The sequence below is a fragment of the Paenibacillus baimaensis genome (assembly GCF_025567575.1).
Map to the genome: position 1 here is coordinate 62,533 of NZ_JAOQIO010000107.1, position 16,220 is coordinate 78,752.

The window sequence follows — 16,220 nt, forward strand, 5'->3', positions numbered from 1 at the left end:
CAGGCTTGTCCACTGTACAACTTTTTACGAAAAACGCTTATTCAAAGTAGGTGTATTCCCATTCGCCTTCTTCAGCCGTCCATGAAGTTGCGTCTGTATATTCAGGTACGCCTGTGAAAATCAGTGTGTATTCTTTCATTTCTACCGGTTTCAAGTGAACAGGCAGATCTGTAAAGTATTGGTTAGCTACTTCTTTAGAATCACCAGCATCATTATGAAGAATAATTTTCACACTTACTTTTTGCACAACATCAATGTTTTTACCGCCAGTGTTTGTGAAAACACCGGATGCTTTCAAACTACCATCTTCATAGAACACTGAAAGTACTGAGAAATCAAGCGCTGCCGGTGCTGTATCAGCCGCTGGTGCAGGAGCTGCCGCTTCTTCTGCCGGTGCTGGAGTAACCGCTGGTGCATCATCAAAGTATGTAAATTCCCATTCGCCTTCTTCAGCAGTCCATGAAGTTGCATCTGTGTACTCAGGTACATCAGAGAAAGTCAAAGTGTACTCAGCTGCTTCACCTGGTTTGATATTCAGCTTTAAGTCTGTAAAGTAGTGATTAGCTACTTCTTTGGAATCACCAGCATCGTTGTGAAGGATGATCTTAACGTCTACTTTCGTTACATCTGCAATGCTTTTGTCCCCTGTGTTCTTAAAATTACCTACTGCGGTCAAGACACCGTTCTCATAAGCTACCGATGTGATTTCAAAATCCATTGCTGCATCAGCAAATGCCAGTGAAGACATACCAAGCAAACAAGCCCAAAGCATAATGGAAACCGTTAGAAACTTTAATACTTTTTTCATCATTTTTCACTCCTATTTTATATGTAGTAAGACCTACTTCACAACATTATAATCTGCTTTTCTTAATAAAAAAGAAATATAAACAATACTTTAGAATTAATTTGTCGAAAATGTGTATAATTTGAGACTAACCGGATATTAAAAGCCGTTCACCTCCAAATTGGAAGTGAACGGCTCTGTGATTTCACTGATTTTACTTACAGATAAGCTTCTATGAAACGCATCATTGCCTCTTCATGGAAAGGCAATCCCTCATGTCCGTAATCATGGTACAATCGAACTTCCTTTGGACCAGCCAAGTGGTTGTAAGCAGCAAAGCAGGTCGAAGGCGGGCATGTGATATCCTGCAAGGTTATCGCCATTAAGGTTCTGGCCTTGATCCGGCTTGCCATATTCATACCATCGAAGTAGCTGAGCGTTCTATACACCTGTTCTTCCTGTCGATGCTCAGGATCATACCGACGGAACCAGTTCTTGATTTCCACATAAGGTCCAGAAGCATGAATCTCTACAGAACGACGGAAGTGGCTTAGGAAAGGAAATACAGGCAACGCCAGCTTCGGACGAGAATCCAGTCCCGCTGCGGCGAGTGCCAACCCACCACCTTGACTACCCCCATATACTACAATTCGGCTGGCATCGACCTCTTCGCGTGAACATACGAAATCAAGAGCACGAATACAATCCAGATACACCTGCTTATAATAGTAAGAAGCCGGATCCAGTATGCCCAAGGTCATCCAACCCGGAATACCTCCCTGGGGATATTCGGCCCTATCCGGTGTTAAGCCACCCTGACCTCTTACGTCAATCGCCAAAGCCGCCATTCCCATCGAAGCCCATTGCAGCAGTTCGTTCGGATAACCGCGATTGCCCGAATAACCATGATATTTGACCAAGACAGGCAGTGAACCGGGTTGATGTTCACCCTTCGGAGTTACGTACCAACCATGAATCGGTGTACCATCCGCTCCATCAAAAACCACATCATATATCGAAATCGATTTCAATGGATGATCTTGCACGAGATTTACTTGTGCATGAAGAGGCTTTTGATTTGAAAGCGCTTTGGCGTTATCCCAAAACAAGTCAAAATCAGCCTCGTTCGTAAGCTCAGGCTTATAATCCTGAAGCTGGGATAAGGGCATATCTACATTAGGCAAATGGAACAGCTCCTCTTGAATATAATGGGTTAAATGAATGATCCTCCTGCTTATTGTACCAACTATTCGGTGGCGCGCAACCTATTTTTATCCATACCGGAGCCTCCGGCCATCCTCAGAAAAAGCTTCTTTTTTCTTGCGTTGCAGCAGGTTATGTGTCAAGATATTCGTTAGTATCCAATCGACAAGAAATAGGTGAATTGCATTCATGATGAAATCTTTTTTTCGCTTACTGACAGAGCTCTATTCACGTAAAGCGATATCCCGGGTAACGGGAGCATTTGCTCAATCCAGAGTAAGCCGCAAGCTTATCCCGCGCTTTGCCGGCATTTATGGTATCCGGTTGGAGGATGCAGAGAAGCCATGGAACGAGTATGTGTCTTTAAATGACTTTTTCACACGTAGATTAAAAAATGGCCTTCGTCCGATTGATATGTCTCCACATATCGTAGTCAGTCCGGTGGATGCAGCCATTACCGGTATGGGACCGATCAGCGAAGGATTAATTCTTAATGTCAAGGGACAAGATTACACGATCGATGAAATGCTTAATTTCTCGCCGCGTGCGGTCAGCTATAAGAATGGCTTTTACTTTGTGCTTTATCTCAGCCCAACCGATTACCACAGAATTCACACCCCTATTGAGGGTGATATTATTGAAAAAGAACACATTCCCGGCAAAGTATATCCCGTTAATGAGTTTGGTCTCCGTCAAATGCGCCGAGTATTAAGTCGTAATGAAAGACTGATTACGTATATGCAGCATGAGGACGGAGAAATTGCCGTCGTTAAGGTTGGAGCGATGAATGTCAGCAGCATTCAATACGTCTCTCCATTGCCGCAGCGACCCGGACGTGGTGATGAGCTCGCTTATTTTCAATTTGGTTCCACAGTCGTGCTTCTGATGGAAACCGATACCTTTGAAAGCCGCACCGACCTTCAGGTCGGCAGTAAAGTCAAGATGGGACAAATACTGGGCTTCGTTAAACGCAAATCATAAACCGACAAGTCTACGCAGGTTACTCACAATCAGCCTTTTTCAGTAGAACATTCATAAAAGTTACCTGGCTTGGGGTAGTGGGCATTGCCCTTACTCCGAGCTATTCAGTTTGTATCGACTTCCATACCTCTTCCATCCTCTTGATCGCATACTCGATGTCTGCCTCCGATAAATGAGGGAAATTAAAATAAGCTCCATAGCTAACTTTCTCTGCTTCTGCCTCAGTTTCTGTCAACTGAACAGGCACACTAACCTCTGACCAACGGATACCTGCTTGAGCACATTGATCACGAAACTCGATATAGGTCGGTTCATTGCCGCGCCACCATCCAAAAATATGCAGACCTGCGTCACCCTCCACCCAGGCGAATTGACCGGACAGCAGCATATACAGCCATTTTTGCAGGCATTCGAACTTGCGACTGTAAGCACGCTTCATTCTGCGTAAGTGACGTTCGTAGCTGCCGCTCCCCATAAAAGCTGCAAGTGTCCGCTGCTCCAGTAAGCCGGTAGGCCGTGGTTCAAATAAGGCCTTCGCTTTACGTATCGGTTCCACCAAAGAAGCAGGCATAACTGCGTAACCGATTCGAATGCCGCTCAAGAGCGTTTTACTAAAGCTGCCGATGTAGATGACACGATCCTCCCGATCCAATACCTTAAGTGGCTCCAATGACTTGCCACGGTGACGGAATTCGCTGTCGTAATCATCCTCGATAATAATCGCATCCTGCTCATAAGCCCATTTTAAAAGCTGCTGTCTCCGTTCCATGCTTAATACAACGCCTGTAGGAAACTGACGGCTTGGTGTAACAAACAACAGCTTGGCTTCCCAATCATCTGGAATAATTCCTTGTCCGTCCATAGAAATCGTCTTGGTAATACCTCCTGCTGTATGCACAGCTCGCCGAATACCCAAATAACCCGGGTTTTCTACGATAACAGGATCTCCGGGATTAACCAACAGTTGAACCGTCAGCGCGATAGCCTGCATCGAACCGTTGAATATGACAATTTGCGATGGATGACTATCGATCCCCCGGGCCCTGCGTAAATATTGTGCGATGCTGTTCCGTAATTCATAGTCTCCCTGCAGTTCAGCACGTGGAATAACTCCTTGTCCCGTTAACTCCTTGGCTGCAGCATGGAGATGTCGGTTCCATTCTTCTTGTGGAAATAACCCAATATCCGGTGCAAACCAATGAAAATCAATTTGCTTTACAACACCTGGCAAATCATACGAGACATCCCCTGTTGGCTGCGACATAAGCCGTTTTCCCCAATCCGACAGTACGTAGACTTGGCTTTGCCGCTCAGGAGTGGACTTCGGTTCATAATGGATCGAAACGAAGGTCCCGCGTCCTATCTCGCTTCGCACGTAACCCTCTGCATTCAGCATATCGTAAACGACATTGACTGTTCCTCTGGACAATCCGTACAATGCTGCCAATTCCCGGCTCGAAGGAAGCCGTGTTTCGTAAGTCAGCACTCCATCCAGGATTGAATCTCTTAATGAATGATACAAAGCCAGCAGCTTGGTAGGGTACTTGGAACGGTATAGATGAAACGGAATTTGAAAGTGCATGCCGAGGACTCCTCTTGATTTAATTAGAGAAACCATATTGGTACAGTCATTTAACTCTAAATTGGAGCTTATTATTTGTCAATAAGTACGTTAAGCTCATAATCAAACCTATCAAGGAGGTCATCCCTATGAGAAGAAAAGAATTTGAAGTGATGGATCATGAGGAAACGCTGCAATTTTTGCAGGAGGTAAGCTTTGGTGTGTTAGGCTCGAATGGTGAGGATGGCTGGCCGCAGTTGACTCCTTTAAATTTCGTCTATTATGAGGGCTGTCTGTATTTCCACGGCAGCCATGTTGGACAAAAAATGAAAAACCTCAAATCAGATACACGAGTCACCTTCTCCGTTGCCAAGGAATATGCGATTATTCCTTCTTACTGGTCAGACACCAAGCTTGCTTGCCCGGCTACTGCGTTTTTTAAATCTGTACTGATCAAGGGACATGCGGAGCTGGTCAGTGATCTGCAGCAAAAGGCAGCAGCGCTTAGCGCATTTATGCAGAAGCTGCAAAGCGAAGGTGGCTATGAGCAGATTGACCCGCTGGATACCGATTACATCCCTCAGCTTAAAGCGACTTCCGTTGTACGTATCGTGATTTCCGAGATGTCAGCCAAGTTTAAATTCGGGCAGAATATGCAGCAGGACCGATTAGAACAAATCACCACTGGGCTCGTTGAAAGAAATCTGGAGCTTGATACCGAAACCGCGACGCTTATGAAAGCTTATTGCCCTCATCATCGGAAACAGTCTTAGCCGGATCCAACATTTGGATTTCCATAACCCAAAAAGTCCGCAAGGCATAATGCCTGCGGACTTTTTGGGTTATGATTCAGAAATTTTGAATAGAGGACTTATCTCAAATCCTGTGGAGCTACCATATCCATATCGCTGAACTCTTGATTTTCACCAGCCATCGCCCAAATAAACGTATAGTTATTCGTGCCGACTCCGGAATGGATCGACCAGCTTGGGGAAATAATCGCCTGCTCGTTGCGAACAACAAGATGACGAGTTTCAGTAGGCTCGCCCATCATGTGGAACACAAGACCATCTTCAGGCATATCAAAATACAAATACACTTCCGAACGACGGTTATGCGTGTGACAAGGCATAGTATTCCACATATTGCCCGGCTTCAACAGGGTCATCCCCATCACCAATTGGCAGCTCTGTACACCATTCAAATGAATGTACTTGTAAATCGTACGCTCATTGGAGGAAGTGATAGAACCCAGATGCGCAGGCTCAGCTTTGGTGATTTCGATTTTCTCGGTTGGATAATTTTTATGTGCAGGCGTTGAATTAAAGTAGAAACGTGCCGGATTTGCGGAATCCGCGCTTTTAAAAATAACTTCCTTGTTGCCAAGACCTATGTACAGGCCATCCTTGTTGTCCAATTCATACTCTGTACCATCGACAATGACCGAGCCTTTAGGACCCACATTGATGATACCGATTTCACGGCGTTCCAGAAAATATTCAGCACCCATGTCATGCTTGTCCGCTTCGAGCTTAATGGACTCGGATACCGGAATCGCTCCACCTGTAATAAAACGGTCCACATGGCTGTATACCATATTCAGCTTACCTGGAGTAAACAGCTCTTCGATCAAAAACTCACTTCTTAGTCTTGCCGTATCATACGTTTTTGTTTCCGTTGGATTCGTTGCGTAGCGAATTTCCATTGTAACAATTGCCTCCTCGAAAATAGGTACTGGATTGAGGTCATTCATCGATACCTCAATATTAAAACGTTTCATTTTCTTGTACGGACAGTTAGCCGCATACCTGTCTATGGTATCATAAATTGCTTCCTCCCGCCACAGCATCCATACAACACTTACCTCTACCCTTGCAGCAAGGGCAACTCAAGACCTTGTCACTTCTCTGCTAATAAGGAATACATACGGAAACAACCGTTCCAACCCCTGGCTTGCTTTGAATGCGAACTCCTTTCTTCATACCGTAGGTTAGCTGGATCCGTTTATTCGTGTTGACAAGTCCGATATGCTCGACCTCCTCGATGGCCTGCTCCTCCAAACCCAACATATGATTGACCTCCAGCAAGCGCTCCCGGCTCATCCCGATTCCATTATCGATAACGGCGATGCGAATGTATGATTCAAATCGGTTGATTTTTATTTTGATACAACTCTGGCCCTCCTTCACTTTTATTCCGTGATAGATTGAGTTCTCGATCAACGGCTGCAGCAGCAGCTTGACAGTACTGTATCTTTTAATATCCTCATCGTCATACTCCCAGATCACATCAAACTGGTCGCGGTAGCGGATTTTCTGAATCGAAATATAGTTTTTTGTATAAATAATTTCCTTTTCCAGCGTCACGATTCTATTAGGCGTATCCAGCGCATATTTCAGCAGATCGGACAAATATTCAAGCATCTGATTCGCTTCATTCGGCTTTCCCGTCAACCCGACAACCTTCCAATAAATTGTCTCCAGCGTGTTGAACAAAAAATGCGGATTGATCTGCGATTGCAGCGCGAGCAGCTCGGCAGCCTGAAGCTTATACTTTTTCTCGGACAGCTGCACCTGCAGGTAGTTTTGCTCAATGAAATTTTTAATAATTTTTTGCGTAATAAAATCATACTCATCAATTCCGCTCGCAGACGAGGTAGCCGGTAGTGGAATTCCACGGTCCGCGTAATCAATAATCGTAATAATGTTGCGGATATGGTTCACATTGCGCCGAGTCAAAAAGTAGGTTAAAAGCAGCCCCAGAATGAAAGACAACAGCACCAGAGAGAGTGAAAGCGTACTGAGCTGAAAAGGTATAGGCGTCAGCCCTTGCCCCTGTGTGATCGAGATATATCTCCAGCCGTATTTGCTTGAATGCAGCTGCGAGATCAGATACGCCCCCTCGTTCGTGTTTAAGGTAAAGGAAGTATCCGACAGCAGGATTTCTTTCAGATCAAAAGGCTTCAATTCATCAAGCCGGCGATTTTTAAAAATAACGCGGTTATTCCCGTCCACCACCAAAATATGCTGATCTGGATAGGTAACGATATTTTCCAGCAGCTTCTCGATATAGTTGGTATAAATATTCAACACGATGACACCGTTGGGCTCATTTTGTACGGTAGAAAACAGGTTTTTATAAACAGTTGTAACCGGAATCGGCGCTTCAAACGAATAACGCTGAATTTCCCGCGGCTCTGTCCAGACGTCGGTTTTATTCTGATTATTATTAAAGCTGTCCCTCCACGATACATCATGAAATTCGCTGAAATTCGTCAAGCCCACGCCGTTGGCAAGGAATTGATTGTGATCATTATTCACAAACACATAGATCGATTCTATAAAGGGCTTGGCCGTAACCGGGGCATTGATATAATTTTGCGATATTTTCATCAGCCTCAGATTTTCCAGCGTCAAGGTTTGTGTCTGCAAAATGTCCTCCAGCCTGTACAGAACCTCCGGATTGCCAAGACTGATGCTGAGCGAATCGATTTCATTAAAAATCAGTTCAATATTACGGTCGATCTGGTTGAACAAATTCAGATTATTTTTGTTGATTTCCCCTTGAATATACCGCTGGGTGATGACAATAGAAAGCGTACCCAGGATCAGAATCGGAATCAGCAGCGGGACAAGAAACAGCAGCAGGTTTTTCAAAAAAAACTTTTTTCTCATTGCTAGCCTCTTTCATCTTCACGACTGTTTCTGAATTCACGCGGATTCATGCCAAAGTGCTTTTTAAAGGTGCGTGTAAAGTTTTTGGCATGGCTGTACCCGACCATTTCGCTGATTTCATACGTCTTGTAACGAATATCCTTCAACAGCTCGGCAGCCTTGCTCATCTTAACCTCCGCCACATAATCGGAAAAGTTTTGCCCGGTTTTTTCCTTGAAATAACGGCTTACATAATAAGAATTCATTCTGACGAGCGACGCGGCTTCCTCCAGTGTTGCATGCTTGTAATTCTGCTCCACATATGTGCGGATCGCTGCGATAACTTTTTCGTTAAACGTGCTGTTGTCATCATTGCCATGTCTGCCATGCTGCTCCTCGTCCGCCTTGTCGAGCTCCTGCTTCAGCTTCGAAAAATGCTCATACAGCTCATTATATTTAGTCGGCTTTACGATATAGCCTTTGATATCATAGGATAACGCCTGCTTGGCATATTCAAAATCCTTGTAGCCGCTTAACAGCGTAATTTTGATTTTACTTTGACGGCTGTGCAGCTCCTGCGCTAATTCAAGTCCCGTCATCACCGGCATGCGGATATCACACAGCAGCACATCAACGGCGTGGGCATCTATATAGGTTAAAGCTTTTTTTCCATTTTCAAATACACCTACGACATCAAAGCCAATCTCATTCCATGGAAAATACTGCGTAAGCCCGTTCCTGATCTCCACCTCGTCATCGACCAATACCAGCTTGTACATCGGTTGAAAACCCCCTGTTTTAACAAAAATACGCCTTAGAAACGATAAGCGCAAATAATGATACCTTTTCGTCCAAATATGTGAATAATGATACCTAAAACAAATCTGTATGCCTTTTCATTCTAGTGCATTGGCTTTATATTTTATACTATTAAATGATAATCAAGGGGGATTAATTTTGAAACACACGATGAAATGGATTCAAATGGTATGCATCTGCTCCTTGCTGTTTGTCGTATTTACAGGCTGCAGCACAGGTGGCGGAGGAACCGCTTCACAGGCAGATGGAGGCGTAAAGCCAGCAGGCAAGGTATCGCTTCGCTTTGCATGGTGGGGCTCCGAGGGCCGTCATAAAGCGATACTGGAAGCGATCAGCTTGTACATGAGCAAGCATCCGAATGTGACGATTGAAGCCGAGTATGGCGGCTTTGACGGTTATTACCAAAAGCTGGTCACACAGTTCGCTGGCGGTACCGCACCCGATTTAACACCACTGTCGTTTGACTGGATCGATGAAATTGCCGTTAAAGGTGATCTGGTAATGGATTTGAATACGCAAAAGGACAATCTGAATCTCAGTGCCTTCAACAGCGATTTCCTTAACAAATATGTCGTGTTTAATAACAAAATGGTTGGACTTCCAATGGGGATCAACGGCATGGTTACGGCGTACAACAAGGAATTTTTCAAAAAGTTCAATATTCCCGAGGATACCAAGTGGGATTGGGATAATCTACATGAATACGGTAAAAAGGTGCATCAGCAGGATGCTAATGCTTACCTGCTCTCGATGCTGGACGTCCGCGGCTTCCTGCAGCCTTATGTGAAGCAAAAAACCGGGAAGCAGTGGATCAATACGGATAAAACACTCGGCTTTGACCAGGCTACTTTGGCGGAAGCGCTGACGTATTACAAGAAGCTGTTGGATGACGGTGTCTTGCAGCCTGTGGCAGAAAGCAGCCTGTACCCGGAAATTACGCAAAATATTACGTGGCAAAAAGGCAACATCGGGATTGCATTCGGCCTGTCTTCGACCATTACAAAGCTGAAATCATTTATCCCGCAAATCGACGTCAGTATGTATCCAGTTCCGCAAAACGCCAAGGATTCAGGCGTGTTAGTTAACCCTAGTAATCCACTGGCGATTAACAAAAGCAGCAAATTCCCGGAAGAAGCCGCCAAGTTCGCTGGCTGGCTGTTGACCGATCCGGAAGCAGCACTGATTCTTCGTGATACTTACAGCATTCCGGCTGTCGAGAAAAATTCGCAGGCACTCGTCGAGAAGCAGCTGGTTGATCCAACTGTAGCCAAAGCGGTCAAGATCGCGCTTGAAAAGCCGGGCGAGCCGCTCAACGGAATCAGCAGCAATCAGGAGCTGATCAAGCTCGTAGAGGATTATATGCAGCAGGTCGCGTTCGGACGTACAACCCCGGATGCCGCAGCTCAGGAAATCATCAAAAGGCTGAACGATAAATTAAAAGCGATTAAATAACAGGCTTGGACAGATCAAATCGAATGGGATGACTTCGGGGTAGCCTCGAAACAACGGGAGGAGCGGCAGGCTGCACCTCCCGTTTGTCGTCTTATGTCGAATACAGACAGGAGTGGACTTATGGGAACACTGAGCAAAAAATATGTCGGCTTGTTATATATCAGCCCCTGGCTTATAGGGTTTATCATCCTGACGCTTTACCCCTTCTTCGCGTCATTGTATTACTCATTCACGGACTATAACATGATCCGACCCCCAAGCTTCGTCGGCTTCACTAACTATATTGACATTTTTACGAACGACCGTGATTTCTATAAATCGTTATGGGTCACCTTTCTCTACGTCCTGATGGCTGTTCCCGCCAAGCTGGCCTTCGCACTGCTGGTTGCGATTATTTTGAACAGATCGATGAAAGGTATTGGCATATTCCGTACCGTCTATTACCTTCCCTCTATTCTTGGCGGCAGTATTGCTGTATCCGTCCTGTGGAAATTTCTGTTTATGCGCGAAGGGCTGGTCAATCAGCTGATGTCGTACTTATCGATACCTCCAATCGACTGGCTGGGTGATCCCAAGCTGGCTTTATTCACCATTACGCTGCTTCCAGTCTGGGAATTTGGTTCCTCAATGGTATTGTTTCTTGCAGGCTTGAAGCAGGTTCCCAAGGAATTATATGAAGCTGCCAAGGTAGATGGAGCCTCCAAAGCTCGTACCTTCTTCAGCGTGACACTGCCGCTGCTGACACCAATTATATTGTTCAATCTGATTATGCAGACGATTGGAGCCTTCCAGCAGTTTACGGCGGCTTTCGTCATTACAGGCGGTGGTCCGGTAAAATCGACTTATTTGTATGGACTGATGCTGTACGATAACGCGTTTCACTATTTTAAAATGGGTTATGCCTCCGCCCTGTCCTGGATCTTGTTCATTATTATTATGACATTCACGTTTATTTTGCTGAAAACGTCCAACCGTTGGACGCATTATGAAGACGGGGGCGATGATAAATGACACGTCAAAATAACCTCTGGACCATAATTCTCTTGTCATTATTTGGACTGCTTTTTATTTATCCACTGCTGTGGCTCGTATTCGCTTCATTCAAACCGAACCAGGAGGTATTTTCCACGGTTGGGCTTCTACCCTCGACATTTGTCTGGGATTCCTACAGCAAGGGCTGGACCGGAATTGGCAAAAACAGCTTCAGCACATTTTTCACCAATACGTTCATTATGGTCGTTCCAGTCGTGATCCTCACCGCAGTGTCCAGCACCATCGTCGCCTACGGGTTTGCCCGCTTCAAATTTCCGCTCAAAAAGCTGCTGTTCGGGCTGATGATGTCCACGCTGATGCTGCCTGATGCCGTTATTATGATACCGCGTTATATTTTATTCAAAAATTTCGGCTGGCTGAATACGTATTTGCCCTTTTATGTACCTGCCCTGCTGGCCGTTCACGCGTTTTTCGTCTATTTACTGATTCAGTTTTTCCGTGGGATTCCCCGCGATCTCGATGAGGCCGCCTTTATTGATGGCTGTGGTTCGTTCCGGATTTTGACACGGGTGCTCGTGCCGTTAGCCAAGCCCGCGCTGTTCTCGGTATGCATTTTCCAATTTATCTGGACCTGGAATGAGTTCTTTAATGCCCTGATTTATATCAACAGTGTATCCAAATTTACGGTCGCGCTGGGACTGCGGATGGTGCTGGATAACGAAGGGGCTGTCCACTGGAATCAGGTTATGGCGATGTCCGTCGTTACGATTCTTCCCTGCGTGATCGTCTTCTTTATTGCCCAAAAGCATTTTGTGGATGGAATTTCCACAACCGGATTGAAAGGTTAACGTTTTGAGCTTAACATGGGTATTAGATATGAAGTGATAAGGAGTGATTAATGATGCGCAATTCCGCAAAGCCACAGCGCAAGCAGCCCAATGTCATCGTGTTTTTTACCGACCAGCAGCGCTGGGATACGACCGGCGTACATGGAAACCCGCTCAGACTGACCCCGAATTTCGATCAGATGGCCCGCCAGGGAACCCACCTGGAGTATGCCTTCACCTGCCAGCCGGTCTGCGGACCGGCGCGGTCATGCCTGCAAACCGGCTTGTACGCCACCGAAACGGGCTGCTACCGGAACGGCATCCCGCTCCCTCAGGAGCTGCCTACGCTTGCCGGTTATTTTAACGATGCCGGTTACGACACTGGCTACATCGGCAAATGGCATCTCGCCGTAACCCGCGACCAGCCGGTACCTGAGCATCTGCGCGGCGGTTATCAATATTGGCTTGCTGCCGATGCCCTGGAGCATACCTCAGATGCTTATGAAACCTTGCTCTACGACAATGATTGCCAGCCCGTCAAGCTGCCAGGCTATCGCGTCGACGCATTAACAGACGCAGCCATCCGCTATATCGACGACCGTAAGGACAAGCCTTTCTTCCTGTTTCTCTCGTACCTGGAGCCGCATCATCAGAATCACCGCGACGACTATCCGGCACCTGATGTGTACCGGGATATGTATACCTCCCGGTGGGTACCGCCCGATCTGGCTGCGCTCGGTGGAACCGCCCATCAGCATCTGGGCGGCTACTATGGAATGGTTAAACGGCTCGATGAGGCGCTTGGCAGGGTGAGAGATGCGCTGCGCAGCCTGCAGCTGACTGAGGATACAATCATATTATTCACGTCCGACCATGGCTCGCATTTCAAGACGCGTAATGCCGAGTACAAGCGTTCGTGCCATGAGAGCTCCATTCGGGTTCCCAGTGCCTTGTACGGCTCGCAATTCACAGGCGGTGGCAGCGTAAGGGAGCTTGTCAGTCTCGTCGATTTCGTACCTACGCTGCTGGATGCAGCAGGTATCGAGGTTCCTGACCATATGCAGGGCCGATCCGTCGTTCCACTGCTGAATAACCGTCACGCCGAATGGCCCGCTGAAGTATTTGTGCAAATCAGCGAGTCGCAGACAGCGCGGGCTATCCGTACGCAGCGCTGGAAATACAGCGTCACTTCCGCAATCAAAAGCGATCCCGTCCCTACCGCTTCCTCTGACCGATATGTCGAGGAGTTCCTGTATGATCTCTATGCAGATCCGTACGAGCTTACCAATCTGGCCGGAATGGAATCCCATCGCAAGGTTGCTGATCAGCTTCGCGAAACGTTGATCCGCCGGATGGTCGAAGCCGGAGAAGCAGCACCACATATTGACGCTGCTCCCGCTGCAGCATATGGGCAGCGAAAAGTACGTGAATATGAAATATTCGAGTAAGCAGCTGCTGTTCTTTTGAACCTACAAGTGTATAGATTCAAACTCAAGCCTTCAAATCAAACCGTGACTCATCGTCCTTAAAATGGTATAATGTTGCCGAACTAATTAGGCAACTCCATATGGAAGACGGAAGGATGAAACTTCAATGAACCCTCTTGCTCAACAGCTCAACAATACGATTGCGAATGAGAATACGCATGTGTATGAAATGCTTTCGAATCTCGGAAAAGAAATCTATTTTCCAAAGGTAGGCATTTTGAGCCAATCTGCTGAAGCCAAGGTAAAAGCAACAACCTTTAATGCCACAATCGGAACCGCTCTTGAAAACGGGAAGCCGATGCATCTCAAGGTTATTCAGGATACATTATCCGCATACAATCCGAAGGATCTTTATGAGTACGCACCTCCAGCTGGTAAGCCAGAGCTGCGTACCGCATGGCGTAAAAAAATGCTTGAAGAGAATCCTTCCTTATCCGATAAAGGCCTGGGCAACCCGGTCGTCACCAATGCACTTACTCATGGTTTAAGCATCGTCGCTGATTTGTTTACCGAGGCTGGCGATACGGTCATCATTCCCGATAAAAATTGGGAGAACTACGAGCTGACCTTCGGGATTCGCCGTGGTGCCCAAATCTTGAACTATCCATTATACAACAGCGAGCGCCGCTTTAATGCAGAGGGCTTGCGTGAAGCTTTACTCTCTCAAAAGGATAAAGGCAAAGCGGTCGTACTATTGAACTTCCCTAACAATCCAACTGGTTATACACCAGGTGCCGAAGAAGGCAAGCAAATCGTCGCTGTCATCAAGGAAGCTGCGGAAGCCGGGATCAATGTTGTAGCTGTTACTGATGATGCTTACTTCGGTCTATTCTTTGAAGATTCAATGCAGGAATCGTTGGCTGGTCAACTGGCTGGTCTGCATCCTCGTGTACTATCGATCAAGATTGATGGTGCGACCAAGGAAGAATTCGTCTGGGGCTTCCGTGTAGGCTTCATCACCTATGCCGGACTGAGCGATCCTATGCTGGCCGCGTTGGAGCAAAAAACACTCGGGATCATCCGTGCTACGATTTCCAGCGGACCGCATCCATCACAAACCTTCGTGCTGCATGCTTTGAATGCTCCTGAATTTAAAGAACAAAAGCAGGAAAAAGCCGCCATCATGAAGGGCCGCGCCAACAAGGTGAAAAGTATTCTCGACACAGGCAAATATAATGGAAGCTGGGACTATTACCCGTTCAACTCCGGCTACTTTATGTGCCTTAAGCTGAAAACCGTCGATGCCGAAACGCTTCGTGTCCACCTGCTGAACGAATACGGGATTGGCACGATTGCTCTGGGTGAAACCGACCTGCGTGTTGCCTTCTCATGCATCGAGGAAGTTAACCTGGAAGAGCTGTTTGAATCCATCTTCCGCGGCGTACAGGATTTAGAAAAAGTAGCTGCCGAGTAGACACGTTAACGTAGATCGAGCAAGTAATACAGGTTGGCCTCCCTCCTTAAGGAAGGCACGCGTTTTGAAAGCTCCCGAAAGTCAACTTGATGAGTAACGTAAAGTGGGACCTACCCTTTTTGCGCTACTCATCTTTTTTATGTTCAGACTTGTTCGAGCTTCTACTATGCAGTATTTCCGGGTGTAAGGAGGTAAAAAAAGAATGAAATCTTTGAAGCCAATCACAAGAAGTCCCTTTAGAATTTATTTGGGTAAGAAGTATTATCGCTGCAAGCGTTATCTGGAATGGTATGTCGGTAGAAAAAAATACGCTGCAGCCAGACAAAATACACTTTTGCCATATACAATTTTCAAACATAAGACTCCCTTACTTCGTGAATTAAAAGATGTGGATATGTGGCTGCAGCATAATAAAATAAAGAACCTTATCCTTGCTTCACAAACACTCAATAAACTGCTTATAAAGCCTGGCGAAACCTTTTCATATTGGCGTTTAATTGGAAATACAACCCGCAGAAAAGGTTATGTGGATGGCATGATTTTGTTTTTTGGAAAGGTTACGACAGGCGTCGGGGGAGGCTTATGTCAATTATCCAATCTCATATACTGGATGACCTTACATTCACCATTAACCGTCACGGAGAGATATCGACATAGCTACGATGTATTCCCCGATTCCAATCGAAGCCAGCCCTTCGGAAGTGGGGCCACTTGTGCTTATAACTACCTTGACCTGCAAGTCAAGAATGAAACCAATCATACTTATCAATTGGTTATTTACTTGACGGATACCCATTTGGTTGGGGAATGGAGAGCAGATATCCCCCCAACCCAAACATATGAAATCTATGAAAAGGAACACTGGATAACTCATGAGTATTGGGGAGGTTACATAAGACATAACCGCATATCCAGGAAAGTATACAATATTGGACATGAACTTATTGATGATGAAATGATTACTGAAAATCATGCCATTATGATGTACGAACCGATGCTGCAGGAAGGCATTTAATTCGTGTATTCACCATAACAGGGGGTTA

Annotated in this window: 14 protein-coding genes; 8 read left to right on the forward strand and 6 right to left on the reverse strand. The window is 46.0% G+C overall.

All coding sequences use genetic code 11. The features are described from left to right. Positions 1-37: 37 nt before the first annotated feature. Positions 38-808, reverse strand: a complete 771-nt coding sequence (locus OB236_RS31085; protein WP_262687474.1) for a hypothetical protein — start codon at positions 806-808, stop codon at positions 38-40. Between the two features lie 197 nt (positions 809-1,005). Further along, the gene (locus OB236_RS31090) at positions 1,006-1,971 is read right to left on the reverse strand and encodes an acetylxylan esterase (protein ID WP_262687476.1); all 966 of its coding nucleotides are present in this window, start codon (positions 1,969-1,971) and stop codon (positions 1,006-1,008) included. 208 nt (positions 1,972-2,179) lie between these two features. On the opposite strand from OB236_RS31090, the gene asd reads away from it, so the two are divergent. Then, on the forward strand, positions 2,180-2,971 hold the full coding sequence (asd, locus tag OB236_RS31095; protein WP_076232087.1) for an archaetidylserine decarboxylase: 792 nt from the start codon (positions 2,180-2,182) through the stop codon (positions 2,969-2,971). Between the two features lie 100 nt (positions 2,972-3,071). On the opposite strand, the gene pdxR is transcribed toward asd, so the two are convergent. Continuing rightward, a complete protein-coding gene (gene pdxR / locus OB236_RS31100; RefSeq protein ID WP_262687477.1) occupies positions 3,072-4,553 on the reverse strand; it encodes a MocR-like pyridoxine biosynthesis transcription factor PdxR in 1,482 nt (493 codons plus the stop codon). A 128-nt stretch (positions 4,554-4,681) separates the two neighbouring features. Between pdxR and OB236_RS31105 the strand changes: the two genes are divergently transcribed. Continuing rightward, positions 4,682-5,305 (forward strand): pyridoxamine 5'-phosphate oxidase family protein, encoded by a 624-nt coding sequence (locus OB236_RS31105; protein WP_262687478.1) that lies wholly within the window; start codon positions 4,682-4,684, stop codon positions 5,303-5,305. A 98-nt stretch (positions 5,306-5,403) separates the two neighbouring features. Here OB236_RS31105 and kduI read toward each other — a convergent pair whose 3' ends face one another. The 3 genes from kduI to OB236_RS31120 all read right to left on the reverse strand — a co-directional run bounded on the left by kduI (position 5,404) and on the right by OB236_RS31120 (position 8,964). Then, positions 5,404-6,237 carry a 5-dehydro-4-deoxy-D-glucuronate isomerase gene (kduI, locus tag OB236_RS31110; protein ID WP_076232093.1) on the reverse strand — a complete coding sequence of 278 codons (834 nt, stop codon included), beginning with the start codon at positions 6,235-6,237 and terminating at the stop codon, positions 5,404-5,406. Between the two features lie 205 nt (positions 6,238-6,442). Then, the gene (locus OB236_RS31115) at positions 6,443-8,206 is read right to left on the reverse strand and encodes a sensor histidine kinase (RefSeq protein ID WP_262687480.1); all 1,764 of its coding nucleotides are present in this window, start codon (positions 8,204-8,206) and stop codon (positions 6,443-6,445) included. 2 nt (positions 8,207-8,208) lie between these two features. Next, positions 8,209-8,964, reverse strand: coding sequence for a response regulator transcription factor (locus tag OB236_RS31120; RefSeq protein ID WP_262687482.1), 756 nt, complete (start codon positions 8,962-8,964; stop codon positions 8,209-8,211). Positions 8,965-9,142: 178 nt separating this feature from the next. Here OB236_RS31120 and OB236_RS31125 point away from each other — a divergent pair, with 178 nt between their 5' ends. The 6 genes from OB236_RS31125 to OB236_RS31150 all read left to right on the forward strand — a co-directional run bounded on the left by OB236_RS31125 (position 9,143) and on the right by OB236_RS31150 (position 16,192). After that, entirely contained in the window at positions 9,143-10,456 is a 1,314-nt protein-coding gene (locus tag OB236_RS31125) for an ABC transporter substrate-binding protein (protein WP_262687483.1), read from the forward strand. Between the two features lie 120 nt (positions 10,457-10,576). Then, the gene (locus OB236_RS31130) at positions 10,577-11,467 is read left to right on the forward strand and encodes a carbohydrate ABC transporter permease (RefSeq protein ID WP_083689365.1); all 891 of its coding nucleotides are present in this window, start codon (positions 10,577-10,579) and stop codon (positions 11,465-11,467) included. Next, positions 11,464-12,297 carry a carbohydrate ABC transporter permease gene (locus OB236_RS31135; protein ID WP_076232106.1) on the forward strand — a complete coding sequence of 278 codons (834 nt, stop codon included), beginning with the start codon at positions 11,464-11,466 and terminating at the stop codon, positions 12,295-12,297. The genes OB236_RS31130 and OB236_RS31135 overlap by 4 nt, the downstream gene beginning before the upstream one ends. A gap of 53 nt (positions 12,298-12,350) precedes the next feature. Continuing rightward, complete coding sequence (locus OB236_RS31140) at positions 12,351-13,724, forward strand: sulfatase-like hydrolase/transferase (RefSeq protein ID WP_262687484.1); 1,374 nt, start codon at positions 12,351-12,353, stop codon at positions 13,722-13,724. A gap of 145 nt (positions 13,725-13,869) precedes the next feature. After that, positions 13,870-15,177 (forward strand): aminotransferase class I/II-fold pyridoxal phosphate-dependent enzyme, encoded by a 1,308-nt coding sequence (locus tag OB236_RS31145; RefSeq protein ID WP_076232111.1) that lies wholly within the window; start codon positions 13,870-13,872, stop codon positions 15,175-15,177. A gap of 202 nt (positions 15,178-15,379) precedes the next feature. Further along, the gene (locus tag OB236_RS31150) at positions 15,380-16,192 is read left to right on the forward strand and encodes a VanW family protein (RefSeq protein ID WP_262687485.1); all 813 of its coding nucleotides are present in this window, start codon (positions 15,380-15,382) and stop codon (positions 16,190-16,192) included. Positions 16,193-16,220: the final 28 nt, after the last annotated feature.

What these genes read in the sequence shown, in the direction of transcription:
- OB236_RS31085 (WP_262687474.1), bottom strand. Translation starts at nt 808, where the DNA reads ATGAAAAAAGTATTAAAGTTTCTAACGGTTTCCATTATGCTTTGGGCT.
- pdxR (WP_262687477.1), bottom strand. Translation starts at nt 4,553, where the DNA reads ATGCACTTTCAAATTCCGTTTCATCTATACCGTTCCAAGTACCCTACC.
- OB236_RS31135 (WP_076232106.1), top strand. Translation starts at nt 11,464, where the DNA reads ATGACACGTCAAAATAACCTCTGGACCATAATTCTCTTGTCATTATTT.
- kduI (WP_076232093.1), bottom strand. Translation starts at nt 6,237, where the DNA reads ATGGAAATTCGCTACGCAACGAATCCAACGGAAACAAAAACGTATGAT.
- OB236_RS31150 (WP_262687485.1), top strand. Translation starts at nt 15,380, where the DNA reads ATGAAATCTTTGAAGCCAATCACAAGAAGTCCCTTTAGAATTTATTTG.
- OB236_RS31105 (WP_262687478.1), top strand. Translation starts at nt 4,682, where the DNA reads ATGAGAAGAAAAGAATTTGAAGTGATGGATCATGAGGAAACGCTGCAA.
- OB236_RS31115 (WP_262687480.1), bottom strand. Translation starts at nt 8,206, where the DNA reads ATGAGAAAAAAGTTTTTTTTGAAAAACCTGCTGCTGTTTCTTGTCCCG.
- OB236_RS31145 (WP_076232111.1), top strand. Translation starts at nt 13,870, where the DNA reads ATGAACCCTCTTGCTCAACAGCTCAACAATACGATTGCGAATGAGAAT.
- OB236_RS31140 (WP_262687484.1), top strand. Translation starts at nt 12,351, where the DNA reads ATGCGCAATTCCGCAAAGCCACAGCGCAAGCAGCCCAATGTCATCGTG.
- OB236_RS31130 (WP_083689365.1), top strand. Translation starts at nt 10,577, where the DNA reads ATGGGAACACTGAGCAAAAAATATGTCGGCTTGTTATATATCAGCCCC.
- OB236_RS31120 (WP_262687482.1), bottom strand. Translation starts at nt 8,964, where the DNA reads ATGTACAAGCTGGTATTGGTCGATGACGAGGTGGAGATCAGGAACGGG.
- asd (WP_076232087.1), top strand. Translation starts at nt 2,180, where the DNA reads ATGATGAAATCTTTTTTTCGCTTACTGACAGAGCTCTATTCACGTAAA.